Source organism: Clostridium sp. E02 (genome assembly GCF_003833015.1).
Taxonomy (GTDB): Bacteria; Bacillota; Clostridia; order Lachnospirales; family Lachnospiraceae; genus Lacrimispora.
Window position 1 is genome coordinate 60,448 of record NZ_RJLQ01000004.1, and the last position, 19,940, is coordinate 80,387.

Consider the following 19,940-nt stretch of genomic DNA (forward strand, 5'->3'; position numbering starts at 1 on the left):
GGTGGAATGATTCCATCGGTCACTGCAAATAGAATAAAAAAAGTGAGGGAAAGCAAATGAAAATTGGATTTATCGGTTTGGGAATTATGGGAAGACCTATGGCAAAGAACCTGTTAAAAGCAGGTCATGAGTTAGTTGTGTTTGATTTTAATAAAGAAGCAATTGCAGACTTGGTTTCCTGCGGCGCAGTTTCAACTAAAACAGGAAAAGATTTAGCTTCCCAGTGTGACGTTGTGATTACCATGGTGCCAAACTCTCCTCATGTAAGAGCAGCAGTTTTAGGCGAAAACGGCGTAGCAGAGGGTGCAAAGCCTGGTACTGTAGTCATTGATATGAGCTCCATTGATCCAACTGAGAGCAGAGCCATAGGAGCAGAACTTGAGAAGCTTGGAATTGATATGCTTGATGCACCAGTTTCCGGCGGAGAGCCAAAGGCAGTTGACGGAACCTTATCTGTTATGGTGGGTGGAAAGAAAGAATTGTTTGACAAATATTATGATATGCTTATGGTTATGGCAGGTTCTGTTGTTTACGTCGGAGAACTTGGCGCAGGAAATGTGGCAAAGCTGGCGAATCAGATCGTTGTTGCAATAAATATTGCGGCTGTATCAGAAGCGCTTACCTTTGCTAAAAAAGCAGGAACGGATCCGGAGCTTGTATATCAGGCGATTCGCGGCGGTCTGGCAGGTTCCACAGTTATGGACGCCAAAGCACCTATGATGCTAAGCAGAAATTTCAACCCTGGCTTCCGTATCGAACTGCACATCAAGGATTTAAACAACGCACTGAATGCAGCTCATAATGTAAGCTCTCCAGTACCTCTTACAGGACAGTTAATGGAGATTATGCAGGGACTGAGAGCAGATGGATTTGATAAAGAGGACCATTCTAGCATTGTGAAATATTATGAAAAAATCGCAAATACAACCGTAGAGCCGCTGACATAAACCGGACGGAGAGGACAAAACATGAATACAGATTTTATCAAAGGTGTTATCGTACCGATTCTCACGCCCATTGACGAGAATGAGCTGATTGATGAAACGAGATTAAGAGATCAGGTTGATTATGTCATTAACGGCGGTGTGCTTGGTATTCTGGCATTCGGAAGCAACGGCGAGTTTTACGTGGTGGAAGATGATGAGATGGAGCGTGGTCTGAAAATCATGGTAGATCAGGCAGCAGGAAGAGTTCCGGTTTATTTTGGCATTGGTGCCATCAGCACGAAAAAGTGCTGCCGTTTGGCTAAGATGGCGGTAGAAAATGGAGCGGCAGGTATTTCCTTGCTTCAACCCATGTTTTTAAAGCCAACGGAAGCAGAACTTTATCTCCATTTCAAAACAATCGCAGAATCCGTACCAGGGACTCCGGTGCTGCTTTATAATAATCCCGGGCGTGTGGGATATACCATGTCAGGCAGTATGGTTGAGCGTCTGGCAAAAGGAATCCCCAATATTGTGGGCATGAAGGATACGAGTGGCGATATCACCCAAACAGCAGAATTCATACGCAGAACCCGCAGCACAGGCTTTAAAGTATTCGGTGGAAAAGATACTCTGTTATATGCATCCATGTGCCATGGCGCAGTAGGCGGTGTGTGTACAGCTGCCAACTTTATGCCGGAGCTGATTACCGATGTATACAACAAATATATAGCAGGTGATTTCGAAGGCTCTCTGGAAGCACAGTTTAAATTAAATCCGGTCCGCCTCTCCATGGATCCAGCAAGCTTCCCGGTAGCGGCTAAGGATATGGCAAATTTAAGAGGAAGAAACGTAGGACTTCCTTATAAACCCAATCTTGCCACTTCGGAAGGACCGGTATTAAACCAGATCAGAAAAGAGATGGAAACGGCAGGGCTGATCTAGTTATAAGGAGAAAAAGGCAGGCTGGTGGCTGTAAATAGGCTGCCAGCCTGTTTGTTGGATTTTGGTGTAAGAGGAAGGGGTAGACGATGAAATTTTTATTTGCATCCGATTCATTTAAGGGATCTTTAGCATCGGAAGAAATTGTAAAAATATTGACAAAAACAGCCAAAAGCATTTTCCCAGACTGTAAGTGTAGCGGAGTCTCGGTTGCGGACGGAGGCGAAGGGACGATAGAGGCGGTAATCAATGCCATGAACGGCCAGATTAAATCAGTTGCAGTACATGGTCCTCTTATGGAAGAGACAACGGCAGTGTACGGAGTATTTGATGGCAGCCATGCAGTCATTGAGATGGCAAAAGCTTCCGGACTTCCCATGGTTCCGACAGAAAAGAGAAACCCTCTTTACACCACGACGTTTGGGACTGGGGAACTGATCAAAGCAGCTTTGGATGAGGGCTACAGAAACATTGCCATTGCAATTGGCGGAAGTGCCACCAATGACGGTGGTATGGGAGCCATGACTGCTCTTGGTGTGAAATTCCTTGATAAAGCTGGTAATCAGCTAACTGGTTACGGCACTGACTTGGGAAACGTAGACCGTATTGATGTAAGTGGACTTCATCCGGCTGTGAAAGAGACGGAATTTACTGTAATGTGTGACGTTATAAATCCACTGACCGGTCAAGACGGCGCCACCTATACCTTTGGGAAGCAAAAAGGAGGAACACCTGAGATGCTTGAACGGTTGGAAAATGATATGAAGTCCTATGCAGAAAAGCTCTTAGAACTGACTGGCATTGATGCAGATCAAATACAAGGAACGGGAGCAGCCGGAGGTCTCGGTGCCGCTTTAAACGTATTTTTAAATGCAGATATGAAATCAGGAATCGAAACGGTTCTGGATCTGATTCAGTTTGATTCCCTGTTAGAGGGGGTAGATTTAGTCATTACGGGAGAAGGCAGAATGGATGGACAGTCGGTTTTTGGTAAGGTTCCAAGTGGAATTGGGATGCGGTGCAAGAAAAAAGCCATTCCCGCTGTTGCTATTGTGGGCGGAATGGGAGATGGGGCTGAAAAAATCTATGAATTTGGGATTGAGAGCATAACCACGACCATTCAGGCGGCAATGCCTATAGAAGAGGCAATGGAGCGGTCGGTGGAACTGTACGAGAAAGCAGCACAGCGTACGTTTCGTATGTTGAGAGCAGGACTGAATTTGAAGGAATAAAAAGGGGATAGGAGAACAGGAGGGGAAAATGGAACGGATCGCGATTCTTCTTCCAAGACAGACCATTTTAGAATATGCGAAGAACATATTAGAAAAAGAAAAGGTAGAGGTTCAGATTTTAAAGGTAGTGGATAACTCCAATGCGGTTGTAGAGGCCAAAGAGGCAATAGAAGCAGGTGCGCGTGTTATTATTGCCAGAGGACTGCAGGCTACCCTGATAAAAGAGAATCTAAATATACCGGTTGTGGAAATGCCCATTACTGTCCGTGAGATCGGATTTATGATTCTCAAGGCCAGAAATGTGCTGAAAAAGGTCCATCCATCCATCGGAATTGTAGCATTTGAAAATATGTTTGAAAGTCTGGAGCAGTTAGGAGAGCTGTTTGATTTTGAACTTCATTTTTATAAACTGAAAGAGCTGGAAGAGACAAGAGGATTGGTAAGCCAGGCAATCAAAGACGGAGTGGATTTAATCATCGGTGGAGTAAAAACCAATCAAATCGCTTTTGAGATCGGCTTTCCCAGTCTGTTTATTGAATCAGGAGAGGAATCCATCCGCAATGGGCTGAGGCTGGCAGTTCATATGCTTGAGCTTGCAGAACAAGAAAGGCAGAACAAAGCCCAGATTGATACGCTTCTTGATACATCCTTTAGCGGGATTATTAAAATCAATGCTTATCAGGAGATTGTGGCAGTCAACCGGGTGATTGAGCAGCTTTTGGTAAAACCTTCCAGCGAAATCATCGGTTTTCCCATTGATAAGGTGTTTACCGGTATAGATTTAGAAAGTATAGAGGGGATCTTAAGCGGAAGGGAAGAGCTTTACTCTACTTCCTTTTCCATAAAAAATCACTTGTTAATGGTGATCGGAGCCCCCATTCAGTATGACGGACATTATAGCGGAGCTATACTGACCTGCCATAAAGTACGCCCGGCAGGGCAGGGAGATGCGGAAGGCACTGGGGGTAAGTTTGTAAACGGTTATCATGCAGGACACAACTTCTACCATATCCATAGAGAGTCAGGAGAGATGAAACGGTGCATAAAACAGGCAAGGTCCTATGCCATTTCCAGGAATCCAGTTTTAATTTATGGAGAAACGGGTACGGAAAAAGAAATTCTTGCAGAGGCCATCCATAATAACAGTCCACAAAGAGGAGGTCCGTTTGTCAATATCAATTGCAGTTCCCTTACACCGGAGGAGCAAAAAGAGGTTCTGTTTGGTTTTGGAGAGGAGAACAGGAAAAAACCAAAAGGTGCTCTGGAAGCGGCAGCTTTTGGAACCGTATTTTTAGAAGAGGTGGATCGGTTATCCATAGAGTGTCAGTACCTGCTTTTTAAAGCGGTTCGTGACAGGCTATTCTGGGACCGTGATTCTATGGTAAAGCGTGTTTTGTCTGTCCGTTTGATTGCATCTGCAGGAAAAGAATTGGGATTACTTGTAAAACAAGGAAGATTTCGGGAGGATTTCTATTTTTTTCTATCCGCCTTAAAGATTTCTCTGCCTCCGCTGCGGAAGGAGCCAGAGGAAATCCGACGCTTTGCCGGGCTTTATCTTAATAAATATAACTCCGCCTATTCCAGATATGTGAAGATCAGTGATGCTGCCTTACATGTAATGGAGGAATATTTCTGGGAAGGAAATCTGCTGCAGCTGGAATGCTTTTGCGAACGTCTTGTGCTCACGGCTCACAGAAGAAAAGTGGAAGAGGGGATGGTGCAGAATCTTTTACAGGATCTCTACCCTCTTATCAGGGAGGAGAATGAAACAGGTCAGACCGTAAGAAGTCAGAATCCAGAAGCTCTCCGCATTGAAATGTTGCTGGAACGCTGCGGAGGAAGAAGGTTTGAGGTGGCGGAAGCAATGAAAATCAGCACGACAACCTTGTGGAGAAAGATGAAACGTTACGGGATTGGAAAAAAGTATGAATTATAGGGGGATTGCAAAATATTGCAATCCTTTTTTCATTTTTTGAAAGATTAAGAAAGTTCACAAAAAAAAAAAAGATGGTTGGTATGTCTGCCAATAGAATGAGCGCTAACATATAGGTATAATTAATTTGAGTTTCAAGATGAACTGTTAGAAAGGAGTGTAAAAATGACACCAGTAATAACTAAAATGGAAGTATATCCAGTAGCTGGAAAAGATTGTATGGAATTAAATTTAAGCGGAGCTCATGCGCCGTTTTTCACTAGAAATATAGTAGTTCTGTATGCAGACAATGGTGAAATGGGGGTAGGGGAGGTACCAGGAGGAAAGAAAATCACAGATGCACTTTTAGAGTGTGCTCCCCTTGTCACAGGCACGAAAATCAGTGAATATAAGAGCATGCTTTTAAAGGTGAAAGAGCATTTAGATTCCAAGGGTGAAGCAGATGTGAGAGGGAATCAAACCTTTGATTTACGTACAGGAGTCCATGTACTCACTGCGATTGAAGCCCCTTGCCTGGATCTTATGGGTAAATATTTAGAGGTGCCGGTATGTGAGCTTTTAGGAGAAGGAAAGCAGAGAGACAGCGTGCGTATGCTGGGCTATTTATTCTTTGTTGGAGACAGGAACAAAACGGATCTTCCCTATGACTCTGAACCGGATGCAGACTGTGAATGGCACCGGATCCGTCATGAAGAGGCATTGACTGGTGAGCAGATTGTAGCGCTTGCAAAAGCAACCAGAGAAAAATACGGATTCCAGGATTTTAAGCTGAAAGGCGGTGTACTTTCTGGAAATGAAGAGATGGATGTAATCCGGGAATTAAAGAAAGCATTCCCGGACGCACGTATTGACTTAGATCCCAATGGAGGCTGGCTCCTTGAAGAGGCAGTGGAGTATGTAAAAGGGATGCAGGGGATTTTAACCTACTGTGAAGATCCCTGCGGAGCAGAGGGGGGATATTCCGGCAGAGAGATTGTGAGTGAATTCCGCCGACGTACCGGTTTCCCTACTGCAACCAATATGATTGCAACGGACTGGAGAGAGGTGGGACATTCCCTGGAATCCCAGGCAGTGGATATTATTCTGGCTGATCCCCATTTCTGGACAATGAACGGTTCAGTCCGCGTAGCGCAGATGTGCCACGATTTCGGTTACACCTGGGGAAGCCATTCCAACAACCACTTTGATATTTCCCTTGCCATGTTTACTCAGGTAGGTGCAGCTGTGCCGGGAGAATACAATGCACTTGATACCCACTGGATCTGGCAGGAGGGGATTGAACGCCTGACAAAAAAACCTCTTAAAATTGTAAACGGCTGCATTGAGGTACCAAAGAAGCCAGGTCTTGGTATCGAAGCGGATATGGAACAGATTAAGAAGGCTCACCAGCTGTATCTGGATCACTGCCTAGGAGGAAGAGACGATGCTATGGGGATGCAGTATTTAATTCCAGGATGGAAATTTAATCCAAAAAAACCTTGTCTTGTTCGTTAATTTGACGGATTATTACTGTTTCTTATTGTTACAATCGGTATTAATTATTGGATTTATAGTACAACCATTGGTATAATGTATAGGAAAGTAAGAAATATAGTAATAAAAATATGCAATATGGACAAAGGAAGGAAATGAATGGTATGGAGTACTCAGGAACACCGGTTGTTACAGATATGGAGGTTATTCCGGTAGCAGGTTATGACAGTATGCTGATGACGTTGAGTGGAGCTCATGCACCGTGGTTTACCAGAAATTTAGTGATCTTAAAGGACAGTGCTGGAAATACAGGAATCGGTGAGATTCATGGAGGAGATTATACCTGTGAAGCATTAAGAAGCTGTACCCCTCTGGTAGTTGGTCAGCAAATTGGAAAATACCGAAGTATTTTAAATTCAATACATAAAGCAGGAACAAGAGCAGAGGATGACGATGGAGAAGGAATACAGACCCTTGATATCAGCAAGCTGAAGTTTGTTGTAAAAGCAGAATGGGCCATTGAGTGTGCACTTCTTGATCTTTTAGGTAAACATTTGGGACTTCCCATGTGTGAGCTTTTAGGCGATGGAAAGCAAAGGGATCAGGTTGAGACTCTGGGGTATCTATTCTATGTCAGCGAAAAAGAAAAGGCTTCGCCGGAGCTTTCCTACCTGAATGAAAGTGATAGCAAGGATTCCTGGTTCCGCCTTCGTCGTACAGAGATGCTTACCCCCAAACGGATTGTAGAGCAGGCCAATGTGCTACACGATAAATACGGATTTAAAAACTTTAAACTCAAAGGCGGAGTGCTTAAGGGCACGGAAGAGATGGAAGCAGTTCGGTCGCTGAAGCAGGCATTTCCGGAAGGTCGGATCAATATAGATCCCAACGGGGCGTGGAGCTTAAAGGAAGCAATTGAGCTTTGTAAACCAATGGAGGGAATTTTATCCTACATAGAAGACCCGTGTGGTCCGGAATCTGGCTACTCTAGCAGAGAGATAATGGCAGAATTTAAAAATGCCGTTAACCTTCCGGTAGCGACCAACATGATCGCAACAGACTGGAGACAATTTTATCATTCAACAGCATTGAAAGCGGTGGATATCGTTCTTGCAGATCCTCATTTCTGGGGATTTGGAGGGAGTGTGCGTATGGCACAGATTTTAAATGACTGGGGACTGACCTGGGGAAGCCATTCCAACAATCACTTCGATATTACTCTGACTGCTTTTGCTCACGTGGCAGCTGCAGCACCGGGAAATCCAACAGCACTTGATACCCACTGGATCTGGCAGGATGGACAAAATCTTTTAAATGATACTCCATCTATTAAAAACGGTTATTTAGAGGTGCCTGACAGACCGGGTCTGGGTGTGACCATAAACATGAAGCAGGTTTTGAAGGCGAATGCTCTATATAACAGCCTTTCATCCCATGACAGGGATGACGCTCTGGCTATGCAGTACTTAATACCTGGCTGGAAGTATGATTGTAAAAAACCTGCATTGGTAAGATAAAAGGAGGATGTCAGTCAATGTTTATTAAAAAATATGGGGATATGATTGTTGGCGGATTTTTAATGATTTTATCTGCTGGAATGATAATTATGGCAAAGATGCTTCCCAAATCAACAATTATGGATATCGGACCGGATTTCATGCCTATGTGCATCGGTATTGTGACCTTTGTTCTGGCTGCAGCTCTGGTATTCTTTAATATTATAAATTTTAAAATGAGATCAGCAGAAGCAGAAAAAATGGAAAAGGAAGAGCTGGATTACAAACGTATGCTCACTAGTTTTATCCTTATTCTGATCTATGTTTATTTACTTCAGCCTGTGGGTTTTATTGTTACTACGATTCTTTATTTACCTTTCCAGATGTATGTGCTGGCTCCTGATGATAAGAAGAAAAAAAAGGATATGATACAGTTAGCAGTAATCGCTGTTATATTTACCTTTGTTGTATTTTTCTTATTTCGGTATGGATTCAAAATCATATTGCCTGCTGGTATATTCACCATTAATTTATAGGAGGGGAAGTTATGAACGCATTATTTTCATTAGGTAACGCTTATGCAAGAATCCTTACTCCGTCTTCTCTTCTGCTTATGGCAGCAGGAGTGTGTGTCGGAATTATATTTGGTTCCATTCCCGGTTTATCAGCTTCCATGGCTGTGGCATTGTTTTTGCCCCTTACCTTCAGCATGTCTCCTTCCGTGGGTATGAATATGCTGGTTGCTGTTTATATCGGTGGCATTTCAGGAGGTCTGATCTCTGCGATTCTTCTTAATATGCCAGGTACGGCTTCCTCTATTGCAACCTGTTTTGACGGACATCCCATGGCAAAGAACGGGGAGGCAGGAAAAGCACTTGGGTATGGAATTGTATTTTCCTTTATAGGGTCAATCTTTTCCTTTCTTGTACTCACGTTCTGTGCTCCGCTTCTGGCGGATATTGCACTTAAGTTTACTCCTGCTGAGAACTTTGGAATTTCATTTTTTGCACTTACTATGGTTGCGGTGCTGGCCTCTGGCTCCATGTTAAGAGGTGTACTGGCGGGAATGCTTGGACTGATTTTTGCCCTTGTGGGAATGGCTCCTATCGACGGAACAGCCCGTTTTACGTTTGGCTCAAGTTCACTTATGGCTGGTTTTGATACGCTTCCTACGCTGATTGGTATTTTCGCTATATCAGAGATTCTTATAACAGCGGAATCCATGGGGCATGGGAAGATAGATGTAATTAAGATGAAGCCAATCAAAGGTTTTGGCTTTACATGGAAGGATTTTATTTATCAGATACCCAATGCCATTCGTTCCGCGCTAATCGGAACCGGAATCGGTATTCTGCCTGGAATCGGAGGAAGTACTTCAGGAATGCTTTCTTATGTAACTGCGAAAAACATGTCAAAGCATCCGGAAGAATTCGGAAAAGGCTGCCCGGACGGAATCGTAGCGACTGAGACAGCCAACAATGCCACCATCGGCGGAGCTATGATCCCGCTTTTGGTTCTTGGAATACCCGGAGACGGAGTAACTGCTATGATGCTTGGGGGATTTTTGATCCATGGATTATCGACAGGACCTCTTCTGTTTGTGAAAAATGCAGATGTGGTATACGGAATCTTTGCAGCCTGCATGATCTGTGTTACCCTGATGTTATTAATTGAGTTCTTTGGAATGAGGGTATTTGTACAGCTTTTAAAGATTCCAAAGCATATGTTAATGCCTTTGATCCTGGTTCTATGTTGTGTGGGTGCTTATGCAACCAACAACCGGATCTTCGACGTACAGTCCATACTTTTATTCGGACTGGTAGGATACTTATATCATAAGTTCAGACTGCCAACTACACCATTTGTATTATGCTTTCTCATAGGAAAAATGCTGGAGACATATCTCCGAAGGGGAATCATGCAGTACAAATCATTTGGAGCCTTTTTCCAGAGACCGATTTTCGACGCATTCTTTTTTGTCGCTATCGGGGTAGTGGTTTGGTCAGTTTATAAAGAATACAAGATGTACCAAAACAAAAAGGGAGTAAAGGCAGCTGAACAATCATAAAAAAGGAGAGCAAAAACTATGAAAAAAAGATTTTTGGCAACAGTAATGACGGCGGGGTTAGTTCTTGGTATGACAGCATGCGGAGGCAGCCAGACACAGTCAACAACAGCAACAGAAACAACGAAAGCGGCAGATAGTTCTGAGGCTGCAGACACAAAGGGATCAGAAGCGGCAAGCTCACAGGCAGCAGCTTCTACCTGGAAACCAACCACCACCGTATCCATCGTGGTTCCGGCAGGAGCAGGCGGTAACACAGACCTATCCGCCCGTGTATTTGCGGAGTATGCAAAGAAAATGACAGGTGCGGATTTCATCGTGGTAAATGCCAGCGGAGCCGCAGGTTCCGTAGCAGCAAATCAGGTTCGTTCTGCAGCAGCTGACGGACATACCTTCCTTTATGGTCACAACTTGGTAAACGTAGCCAATATTGCTGGCGTTACCGATTATAATTATACTGCATTCAAATTGGGGCCAACATTTGCACTTGACCCGGCACAGCAGCTCTATGCAAATCCGGAGAAGTATAAGACACTTGATGAGTTTATCCAGGCAGCAAAAGCAAATCCAGGCAAGTTAAAGGTCTGTACCGAGGTAGGCGCTTATACTTATTACGAGCTGCTTGCATTTGAGAAGGTAGCGGGGATTGACCTTGATCTGGTAGACGTAGGATCTAACTCCGATAAGATTGCAGCCATGCTTTCCGGTCAGGTAGATTTAATGCCGGGTGCATACATTAACTGTAAGGATTATCTGGAAGCAGGACAGTTTGTCTGCCTTGGAGCTCCGACAAAAGAGCGCTATGAATTAATCAAGGATATCCCGACATTAACAGAGCAGGGCATAGATTTGGTATATCCAAACTGCGAATTTTCCTTCTATTTCCCCAAGGATACTTCTGATGATGTAATTGCGTGGTATGATGAGCTGGTTAAGAATATGACCGAGGATCCGGAAGTAAAAGAGGCAATTGCCAAGGTAGAGATGATGCCTTACTATTTAAGCTCAGCTGATTCTGAAGTAAATGACGACAAAATTTATAATGATATTAAGCAGATCGCAGATGATCTTGCAAAATAATATAATTAATTCTTAATTAAAACAGCTCTGGGGCCAGTTCAATTCCGACATGGTCCCAGAGCTGTTTTTTAATGAAAATAGTTACTAATGTTATTGCAAAAGCATTGACTTGCATAACTTTGAACCCAGTTCTTTCTCGTTACAAGAGTGTTGAGTCTGGTAAGCTTTGGCTCAACGGAATAGTATGCCACATGTTCCCGTTGCGCTGCACAGGATTCACTGATAAATGTAACGCCGATTCCCATTGCCACCATGCTTCTGGTTGTGGATATGCTGTTGGTTTCACAGACTGTACTGGGGATCCAACCGGCGTTTTCCAATATCGAATCGGTGAGATAGCGGAGAGTGGAGCCTTTTTTTGATAACAGTATATTTTCATTGCCGAAATTTTCTGCAAATTCCTGGATCAGTATGGGTCTGTCCGGATTTTTTTTACAGTAAGGATGATTGATGGGAATGGAGAATAAAACCTCTTCCTCCCGGAGAATCGTTACTTGATCAGTGGAAAAGGGAGTTGTTTCATTCATAGCCATAATTCCGCAGTCAATGCTTTCTTCCAGTATCAGTCTTGTAAGTGTAGGAAGATTGGTTTCAGAGATTTCAATGGTAATATCTGGGTATCGAACTTTGAACGAAGGAATTATATCCGTCAGCATGGCAAGACCAAACTGTGAGGTAACGCCTACCGTGATATGACCGCGGTTTTCGATATTCTGGATGTTCTGATAGAGGACATTTTTAATGGACATGACTTCTTTCGCAGCCTCAATATAGAGAGAGCCTGCCGGTGTCAGACTTAACCGTCCTTTGCTCCGGTAAAATAATGGGGTGCCCAGCTCGGTTTCCAGCTTTGAGAGGTACTGGCTTAGGGTGGATTGTGAGACAAAAAGTTCTTCCGCGGCTTTTGTCATGTTTTCTTTTTTGGCGATGGTCAAGATGTAGGTTAAATAGCGGGTGTCCATAAAAAGTGCCTCCTATTTTTCCAGTGCTTCGCATAAGGCAGTCAGTGCCAGCGCCTGGCCATATGCCATTGGCATGAGAAGAACGTTTTTGTAGTGATCCTTGTCCATGCCAATTCCAGTTCCTGCAGAGACATTTAATACCGTTCCGTCAGGTGCAATCTGGTTGCAGATTGCTTCTATGGCACGATCAGCCGCTGGCTGGTACGTGTGGTCAAGAATTCCAGCCTTTATCCCTTTTAAAAGGCCTGCAGCAATGGCAGATGAGCCGGAAACTTCCTCATAACTAGTTTCATCGGTGAGGACAGTGCGCCATAAACCGGAAGGAGCTTGAAGCTTTAAAAGAGCATCGGTCTGTGATCGATAGGTGTCAATCAGAAAGGCACGAACCCCGGGACTTATCTCATCGTTACAGGTATCTAAAAACTCTACGATGCCATAGGTAAACCAGGAATTGCCTCTGCACCAGAAGATCTCACCAAAATTATCCATTTGATCAAAGCGAAAACCGTGGTGAAAAAGTCCAGTTTGTCTATCAAATAAGTATTTTATGTGTACCAGTACCTGATGGAGGGCTTCGTCTTTCCAGATCGGATTCTTTTCCTGGTACCCCATCTTATTTAAAAACAGGACAGACATAAAGAGAGTATCGATCCAGAGCTGCCCCTCATTTAAAGTTACCCCATCCCGGTTTCCGATTGCACTGGTTACATGCTGGAATCCATTGTCCCTTGTTTTTGGCAAATCATGGATCAGCCAGTCAGCCCGCTCTTTGCATAGAGTATGAAAGGTTTCCTTATTCTCAAAGGAGTCATACAAAAAGGACAAGGGTAGAAAAGGAGCGGTGGTGTTGATGTTTTTGGAAGGAAATCCCTTTGCTACATGACCACTGTACCAGTTTTGAAAAAATGAGAGGTATCTGTTATCATCGTAAAAATCCTGAAGTTTATACAACCCGTATAATCCAACTCCCTGAGGCCAGTCCCATTCTTCAATCCCAAAATCTCTTTGGATAATTCCTTTCTGAGTATCGCTTGAACTGACCGACTTATCTTTGGCAGAATCACAGCCCCCAAGGTTCATCAGTTTTTCAACCACCAGATGAATTTTTTCAAGTAATGCTTCGTTTGTCAACATAATTAGTTCTCCTTTTTTGTTTCATTTTTTGAATTTTTTAATGATTCCATATACTCCGTCGGCGGTAGCCCAGTGTAACGTTTAAATACCTGGCTAAAATATTGTGGATTGCTTCCAAACCCTACCTGACGGGCGATGTGTTTGATGTTATCGTTGTGGTAATAGGTCATGAGTCGGATCGACTCCTCCATCCGTTCTTGGTTCAAGTAATCAGAAAAGCGCATCCCTTCTTCCTTGATGAACTGTTTACTTAAATATCCCACACTGACAAATAAATAATTTTCTGCCAACCATTTTAAGGATAAATTTTCCGAATCCAAATGTTCCTGGATGTAAGATTTTAAAAGGAATATATTGGAGTTTGATTTTCGATTGTCTTTTACGTTCACTTTCTGTACCAAAACAACCTGTAATAATTTTCGGATATCAATAACCGTTTGACAGGAATAAAGCCGTCGAAAAAAATCACTGGCAGCGTCTAAGGTTGGTTTTTCCTGTTGAGGTCCGGTCTGGAGAAATAAGCCCAAAGCTAGATTCCTTGCAGTGACAAAAGGCATGGATTCCATAAATACCGAGTCAAGCAATTGGCCTGCATGAGTCGTATCAGGTGCGGAATCAATGGAATTTATCAGTCGGCGGATCATCCAAGGAGAGGCCACATGATTCTTGATCTCATGGCTTTCCCCTGCTTCCCCAAGGAGAAGGATTCGGTCAAAACGTGAGACTTTCTGTAGGATAAACAGAAACAGTTTTTCTGTTGTATCCCGGTGAATAAATTCCGCTTCAAATGTTACGGATTGATGTGGGTAGCGGAGGTTGAGCAAAGATTTTTTAATCGTTTCCTGTGTTGCAAGGGAAGACATAGGAAAGACAAGGACCGCTGCATTTTTCACATAAAGGACAGAAAACTGAAGCGGAACACCTGCATCGTTTAGTATTTTCCTTACATCTGAAGCAAAATGAGAAATGTAAGCAATTTCTACAAAGGAACAGATACAGGCATGAAGACCGTCTTTTGGGAGTGTAAGCAGATTCTGGTATTTATGGAATACGCTTTTGAAGGAATCCTGGTGTTCCAAAAGGTCGATCATAAAGCTCTGCTCCATGGGTACACGCAGACTTTTTAAGAAGTCTTTTTGCTGTTTTTCATGGTTTTCTTTTTCAAGAAGACGTTCCTCTCTAATAGAAATAAGTGAATCAATGAGTTCTTTTTTATCCGTAGGTTTTAAAAGATAATACCGAACTCCGAATTTCATCGCCTGTCTGGCATAATCAAAATCACTGTATCCAGAGAGTAGGACAAAAGAGATCCTGGAATCTGTCTTCATGGAACGTTCAATTAAATCAAGACCGTTTAGAATGGGCATACGGATATCAGAAATCACTACATCCGGATATTCGTCGCAGATAATGTCGTATGCTTCCATACCGTTTTTGGCAGTAGCAATCAACTGGTATCCGAATGATTCATAGTCAATCATCTTTGATAAAGCTTCTCTTATAATCTGTTCATCGTCTACGATCAATAATCTCAGCATTTTAGACCTCCTTTTCTTTTGGAATGGTAAGAAGCACCACTGCCATATTATCATGATTATAAAAGTCAAGACTGTAACGGTCCCCGTAAAGCAATTTTAGCCTGGAGTTAATATTAACCAGCCCAACACCAGATCCTTGAGGGAGTATTTCCTTATTCTCGATTTTGTGGATTAGATCGGATTCGAATCTTGACCCGGTATTGGATACCTCAATGTGGTAATCCGTATCATTCTCATAGATTATGACATTGATGTGGCACATCTCATCCGTATCTTCCATGGCATGTTTTAAAGCATTTTCAACCAGAGGTTGAATAGTGAGTTTGGGGACAAAGATATGGGAGATGTTCTTGGGGGCTTTTAACTGAAATTGCAGCCTGTCTTTGAACCGGATTTCCTGAATCTTAATATAATTAGTAAGAACCTCCAGTTCCTCGGATAGCAGAATGATATCCCTTTGGCCTGCAATGGATGCACGAAATAAATTTCCCAGAGACCGAACCATTATGGAGATGTCCTCTGCCCCATATGACTGTGCCATCCAGTTTATTGTATCGAGTGTATTATATAAAAAATGAGGGTTAATCTGCTGTTGGAGCATTTTAATCGTAGAATCCCTTAGTAGAAGCTGTTTGTCATAATTCTCATCCCGAAGAACCTTAACGCTGTGGGTCATCTCATCAAAACTTCGGTGAAGCTGACCAATCTCATCCTTACGATTCTCGTAGTTATAACATTTTACATTACAGGCAGGAGTTTCACCGCTTCCAAAGCATTTGATCTTTTCAATTAGGTAATCTAGATGACGGAACGTGTAACGAAAAAACAAATTGACACAGATTGCTGTAACCAAAATAATAAAGAAGGTAAATAGAATGATTTGTATTCGAATCTGCTGAACGTGATAAAACAGGGGGTTATAATCCCTGAAATAAATATAATTCCAGCCCACATACGGAAGATAACCAGTTATGATAAACTCTTTTTTGTGATCTAGCGTTGAAATAAGGTAGGCGTTTTCCGTTTTTGCTTGTTCCTTAATCGTCTTTTTGCTGAATTCATCGTGAAATGGGTCTGTTGGATAAATTCGGTTCTCGCCAGACATGAGAATAAATCGGGAAGTTTGTGAGGAACTCCCAGCGTTTATAAGTCCATCTTCAATCATTCGTTTCATATCAACGGTAATGTAAAGTTTGGCCAAAGGTTTTAAACTTAAATACTTTAACTTAAGAAGGTTCCGTGCAAATACGGTATCATCCCCAGGCTCGATTCCATAGGTCCAAATTGATTTTCCCTTCAACTGAAGAATGGTCTGGTCCAGTACCTTTCGATTGAATTTATATATGTCATTGGAACTTCCCATACAGATATTTGAATCATCCGATAGAATTACATTGATGGTTTTGATATATTTACTTTGGTACATATAAGAATAAAGTTGTTGATAAATATCCCGTTTGGCAAGCGCACGACGGTTACTGTATGGATTATCTTCAAGAAATGTCAAATTATCCTGTATCACAGAATTACCAATCATCGTTTCGGATATTTTTTCTATCATCTGCATTTCAGATTCCAAATAAGCAGTTACATGGTTGATAGAATTGGCATTTGTACGGTATAGTTCTTCGTTGTAATGATTGGACAGAATCCTTATGCTGACAAGGAATGTGATGCATACAGCCAGCAGAGCAAGAAGAAAAATGGTGAGTATTTTTTTGTATAAGGAAAGGTTGTTAAACCGCAATGTATATTTTCTCATAATCAAAATTCCTTTCTCTGATACTCGTATTATATAGTAAAATGTCGAAAATTGAAATTAAAATTCGCATAAAAATTACAAATAGCTGTTTTTTTAACCATAAAAAGCCATATTTTAACTTTACCATTGTGAATATTTGACATAAAATGTGGATATCATATAAAAATCAAAAGGGAGGTTTTACAATGAAAAAAAGAATATTTGCAACATCACTGGCAGTCATTCTAGCCGCATCTTCTTTGGTGGCATGTGGGTCGAAAGCAGAATCAACACCAACCACTGCTAAGGAAGAAACTACAAAAGAAGCTTCAAATGACAATGGAGAGACTCAGGCTACAACTGGAGATCAAGTAACGTTAAATCTCACATGGTGGGGAAACCAGACAAGAAATGATGGTACCAAAAAAGCAGTTGATCTTTACATGAAAGAGAATCCAAATGTTGATATTAAAGTAGAATTTACGGATTGGTCCGGTTACTGGGACAAACTGTCAGCTATGGCAGCAGGAGGAAATCTTCCTGACATCATCCAGATGGATTATTCTTATTTAAACCAGTATCAAAAGAGTGGACAGCTTGCAGATCTATCCGAATATTTAACAAGTGGACTGATTGATACCACTAACATTCCAGATAGTGTAATCGAAAGTGGTTCCATTGATGGAAAGTGTTATGCGATGAGTCTAGGAAGCAACGCACCAATGATGGTATACGATAAAGATATTGTAGAAAAGGCAGGAGTTACCATTCCAGAACAAATGACACTGGATGAGCTATATGATATCTCCAAAACTATCTATGAAAAAACTGGCTCTAAAACACTGTTTGACGGTGGTGTGAACATGATGCAGATTGTAGCCAGAGCAAATGGATCACACTTATTTGATGAATTACAAGCAGGAAAAGAGGATTCCGTTAAATTACATTTTGAAAATGTAGAGAAATTTGCAAAAGCAGAGTTTAGTATCTCTCCAGATCTTTTAGCAGAGAAAAATCCAGATGTAGTTGAGACAAAACCGATTATAGATGGTACAACTTGGAATGATTTTGCTTTTTCCAACCAGTTTATCAGTATTAATGATACAGCAGGTAAAAATCTTGGAATCACCATGTATCCAACATTTAAAGATGCAAAAACACAGCCAATGTATTTAAAACCAGGTCAGTTCTTCTCCATCTCTGAAACTTCACAGAAAAAAGAAGAAGCAGCTAAATTTATTGACTGGTTTGTTAACAGCCAGGAGTGTAATGAAATCCTTCTTGCAGAAAGAGGAATTCCGGTAAGTACAGTTGTAGCAGATGCAATTAAGCCACAAGCAGATGCAGTATCTCAGCAGATATTTGATTACATTGCTCAGGTTGGACAGATTGCAACCACAATCGATGCTCCAGATCCATCCGGGAAAGGTGAAGCGGAAGCACTTGAAAAAAACACGGTAGAAGCAATTCGTTATGGAGATGCAAACGCAGCTGAAGCAACGACTCAGTTTGTAAAGGAAGCAAAAAGAATTTTAGAAGAAGCAGCACAATAGTTAATTTTCTGGAGGGGATAAGATGAAGAACAATCAAATAGTCCCAAGAAGAAAACAATCACTGGTTCAAATCCTAAACACACCGAAGGTTGCAGGGTATGTATTTATCCTGCCCTTCATTATAGGATTTCTCGCTTTTTTAGCAATGCCGATGATTTTATCTTTGGGATTTTCATTCACCAGATACAACATTTTAAAGACACCGGTATTTATAGGTTTGGAAAATTACATGACTATGTTTACAGCTGATGCTAAGTTTTGGAAAGTATTTGGTGTTACCATGTACTATGTTCTCTTTTCTGTTCCTCTCCGGCTTATTATGGCTCTTATTGTAGCGATGTTACTGGTAAAAAGCACAAAGCTATCTGGTTTTTACAGGGCGGTTTATTATCTCCCATCTATCATTGGTTCGAGTGTAGCGGTTGCAATCTTATGGAAACGAATGTTTGCAAGCGACGGTGTGATCAATGCGATATTAAGTGTATTTGGTCTTCCTTCTGATCTAGCATGGCTGGGGAGAACAGATACCGCAATATGGACACTGATTATCCTTGCTATCTGGCAGTTTGGTTCTTCTATGTTGATTTTTTTATCAGGGTTAAAGCAGATCCCATTAAATCTTTATGAGGCAGCTAGGGTTGATGGGGCAAACGGAATCCAGAGATTTTTCAAAATTACGCTTCCCATGCTGACTCCTACCATATTTTTCAACCTGATCAATCAGCTGATTAATGGTTTTATGGCTTTTACACAAAGTTATATTATAACACAAGGAAAACCAAGAAATACAACCTTATTTTATACCGTATATATGTATCAAAATTCCTTTACTTATAACAAATTAGGGTATGGATGTGCCCTGGCATGGTTCATGGTACTGGTTGTGGGTCTGTTGACTTTAGTGTTATTTAAGACACAGAAAAAGTGGGTATATTACGAAGCAGAAGGGTGATGAATTATGAATACAGGATATCAAGAGAAAAGAGCAATCACCACAGGAATCTATCATGTGTTTACCTTTTTCTTCGCATGTGTTATGATATATCCACTAATATGGATGGTGATGAGTTCTTTTAAAAACACCAACGAAATATTCCGGACGGCTGCCAAACTGTTGCCAGATCACTTCTCATTTTCCAATTATAGTGTAGGCTGGCAAGGCTTTGCAGGATATGGATTTGCAACATTTTTTAAGAATTCCTTTATCATTGCTGGTTTATCCACCCTTGGTGCTGTGGTTTCTTCTGCAGTGATCGGATATGGATTTGCCAGAATTGATTTTAAATTCAAAAGCTTTTGGTTTGGCTGTATGTTGCTTTCCATGATGCTGCCATTCCAGGTTATCATGATTCCTCAGTACATTATCTTTAATAAGATGGGCTGGGTAGGCGGTTATCTGCCGTTAATTGTTCCACAGTTTTTCGGACAGGGCTTTTTCATATTCCTTAATGTACAGTTTATCAAAGGAATTCCAATTGACCTTGACGAGGCTGCAAGAATGGATGGGTGTACCATTTACACGATCTTTATAAGGGTTATTCTTCCGCTCATTAAGCCGTCTTTGGTCACGAGTGCTATTTTCTCTTTCATGTGGAGATGGGACGATTTCCTTTCCGCATTGCTCTATTTAAGCGATCCGTTGAAATATCCGGTCAGCTACGCACTTAAGATGTTCTCAGATCCGACTGCCGGCTCTGACTGGGGTGCAATGTTTGCGATGGCAACGTTATCCCTTGTTCCTATTTTCATAATCTTTCTTACGATGCAGAATTATCTGGTAGAAGGAATTGCCTCCACAGGAATTAAGGGCTGATATTCGCTTAATTAGGTGGGAGACCCGCTGTGCGGTGTTTCCTGCCTTTTTTATC

General features: G+C 41.9%; 16 protein-coding genes. 12 read left to right on the top strand and 4 right to left on the bottom strand.

Annotation, left to right across the window (positions count from 1 at the left end; translation table 11 throughout):
* Positions 1-56: 56 nt before the first annotated feature.
* The 9 genes from garR (at position 57) to EFT72_RS03770 (ending at position 11,144) form a co-directional block, all read left to right on the top strand.
* Positions 57-947, top strand: a complete 891-nt coding sequence (gene garR, locus EFT72_RS03730) for a 2-hydroxy-3-oxopropionate reductase (RefSeq protein ID WP_124065575.1) — start codon at positions 57-59, stop codon at positions 945-947.
* 21 nt (positions 948-968) lie between these two features.
* Positions 969-1,868 (top strand): dihydrodipicolinate synthase family protein, encoded by a 900-nt coding sequence (locus EFT72_RS03735; protein WP_124065576.1) that lies wholly within the window; start codon positions 969-971, stop codon positions 1,866-1,868.
* An 86-nt stretch (positions 1,869-1,954) separates the two neighbouring features.
* Positions 1,955-3,097 carry a glycerate kinase gene (locus EFT72_RS03740; protein WP_124065577.1) on the top strand — a complete coding sequence of 381 codons (1,143 nt, stop codon included), beginning with the start codon at positions 1,955-1,957 and terminating at the stop codon, positions 3,095-3,097.
* A gap of 28 nt (positions 3,098-3,125) precedes the next feature.
* Entirely contained in the window at positions 3,126-5,033 is a 1,908-nt protein-coding gene (locus EFT72_RS03745; protein WP_124065578.1) for a PrpR N-terminal domain-containing protein, read from the top strand.
* Positions 5,034-5,195: 162 nt separating this feature from the next.
* Positions 5,196-6,524, top strand: a complete 1,329-nt coding sequence (locus tag EFT72_RS03750; protein ID WP_124065579.1) for an enolase C-terminal domain-like protein — start codon at positions 5,196-5,198, stop codon at positions 6,522-6,524.
* Positions 6,525-6,667: 143 nt separating this feature from the next.
* The gene (locus EFT72_RS03755) at positions 6,668-8,020 is read left to right on the top strand and encodes an enolase C-terminal domain-like protein (RefSeq protein ID WP_124065580.1); all 1,353 of its coding nucleotides are present in this window, start codon (positions 6,668-6,670) and stop codon (positions 8,018-8,020) included.
* Positions 8,021-8,037: 17 nt separating this feature from the next.
* On the top strand, positions 8,038-8,535 hold the full coding sequence (locus EFT72_RS03760) for a tripartite tricarboxylate transporter TctB family protein (protein WP_124065581.1): 498 nt from the start codon (positions 8,038-8,040) through the stop codon (positions 8,533-8,535).
* Positions 8,536-8,546: 11 nt separating this feature from the next.
* Positions 8,547-10,067 carry a tripartite tricarboxylate transporter permease gene (locus EFT72_RS03765; protein ID WP_124065582.1) on the top strand — a complete coding sequence of 507 codons (1,521 nt, stop codon included), beginning with the start codon at positions 8,547-8,549 and terminating at the stop codon, positions 10,065-10,067.
* An 18-nt stretch (positions 10,068-10,085) separates the two neighbouring features.
* A complete protein-coding gene (locus EFT72_RS03770; protein WP_243109938.1) occupies positions 10,086-11,144 on the top strand; it encodes a tripartite tricarboxylate transporter substrate binding protein in 1,059 nt (352 codons plus the stop codon).
* A 68-nt stretch (positions 11,145-11,212) separates the two neighbouring features.
* Here EFT72_RS03770 and EFT72_RS03775 read toward each other — a convergent pair whose 3' ends face one another.
* The 4 genes from EFT72_RS03775 to EFT72_RS03790 are packed head-to-tail and all read right to left on the bottom strand — an operon-like array spanning position 11,213 to position 16,540.
* Positions 11,213-12,106, bottom strand: a complete 894-nt coding sequence (locus EFT72_RS03775; protein ID WP_124065583.1) for a LysR family transcriptional regulator — start codon at positions 12,104-12,106, stop codon at positions 11,213-11,215.
* Positions 12,107-12,118: 12 nt separating this feature from the next.
* A complete protein-coding gene (locus EFT72_RS03780; protein ID WP_124065584.1) occupies positions 12,119-13,240 on the bottom strand; it encodes a glycoside hydrolase family 88 protein in 1,122 nt (373 codons plus the stop codon).
* A gap of 2 nt (positions 13,241-13,242) precedes the next feature.
* Positions 13,243-14,778 (bottom strand): response regulator, encoded by a 1,536-nt coding sequence (locus EFT72_RS03785; RefSeq protein WP_164473062.1) that lies wholly within the window; start codon positions 14,776-14,778, stop codon positions 13,243-13,245.
* A 1-nt stretch (position 14,779) separates the two neighbouring features.
* Positions 14,780-16,540: a histidine kinase gene (locus EFT72_RS03790; RefSeq protein ID WP_124065586.1), complete on the bottom strand. Its 1,761-nt coding sequence runs from the start codon at positions 16,538-16,540 to the stop codon at positions 14,780-14,782.
* 185 nt (positions 16,541-16,725) lie between these two features.
* Between EFT72_RS03790 and EFT72_RS03795 the strand changes: the two genes are divergently transcribed.
* Genes EFT72_RS03795 through EFT72_RS03805 form a run of 3 tightly spaced genes read left to right on the top strand, consistent with a single transcriptional unit; the run spans position 16,726 to position 19,885 of the window.
* Complete coding sequence (locus EFT72_RS03795; protein WP_124065587.1) at positions 16,726-18,072, top strand: ABC transporter substrate-binding protein; 1,347 nt, start codon at positions 16,726-16,728, stop codon at positions 18,070-18,072.
* Between the two features lie 22 nt (positions 18,073-18,094).
* Positions 18,095-19,024 (top strand): sugar ABC transporter permease, encoded by a 930-nt coding sequence (locus tag EFT72_RS03800; protein ID WP_124065588.1) that lies wholly within the window; start codon positions 18,095-18,097, stop codon positions 19,022-19,024.
* 6 nt (positions 19,025-19,030) lie between these two features.
* Positions 19,031-19,885: a carbohydrate ABC transporter permease gene (locus EFT72_RS03805; RefSeq protein ID WP_124065589.1), complete on the top strand. Its 855-nt coding sequence runs from the start codon at positions 19,031-19,033 to the stop codon at positions 19,883-19,885.
* The last annotated feature ends 55 nt before the right edge of the window (positions 19,886-19,940 follow it).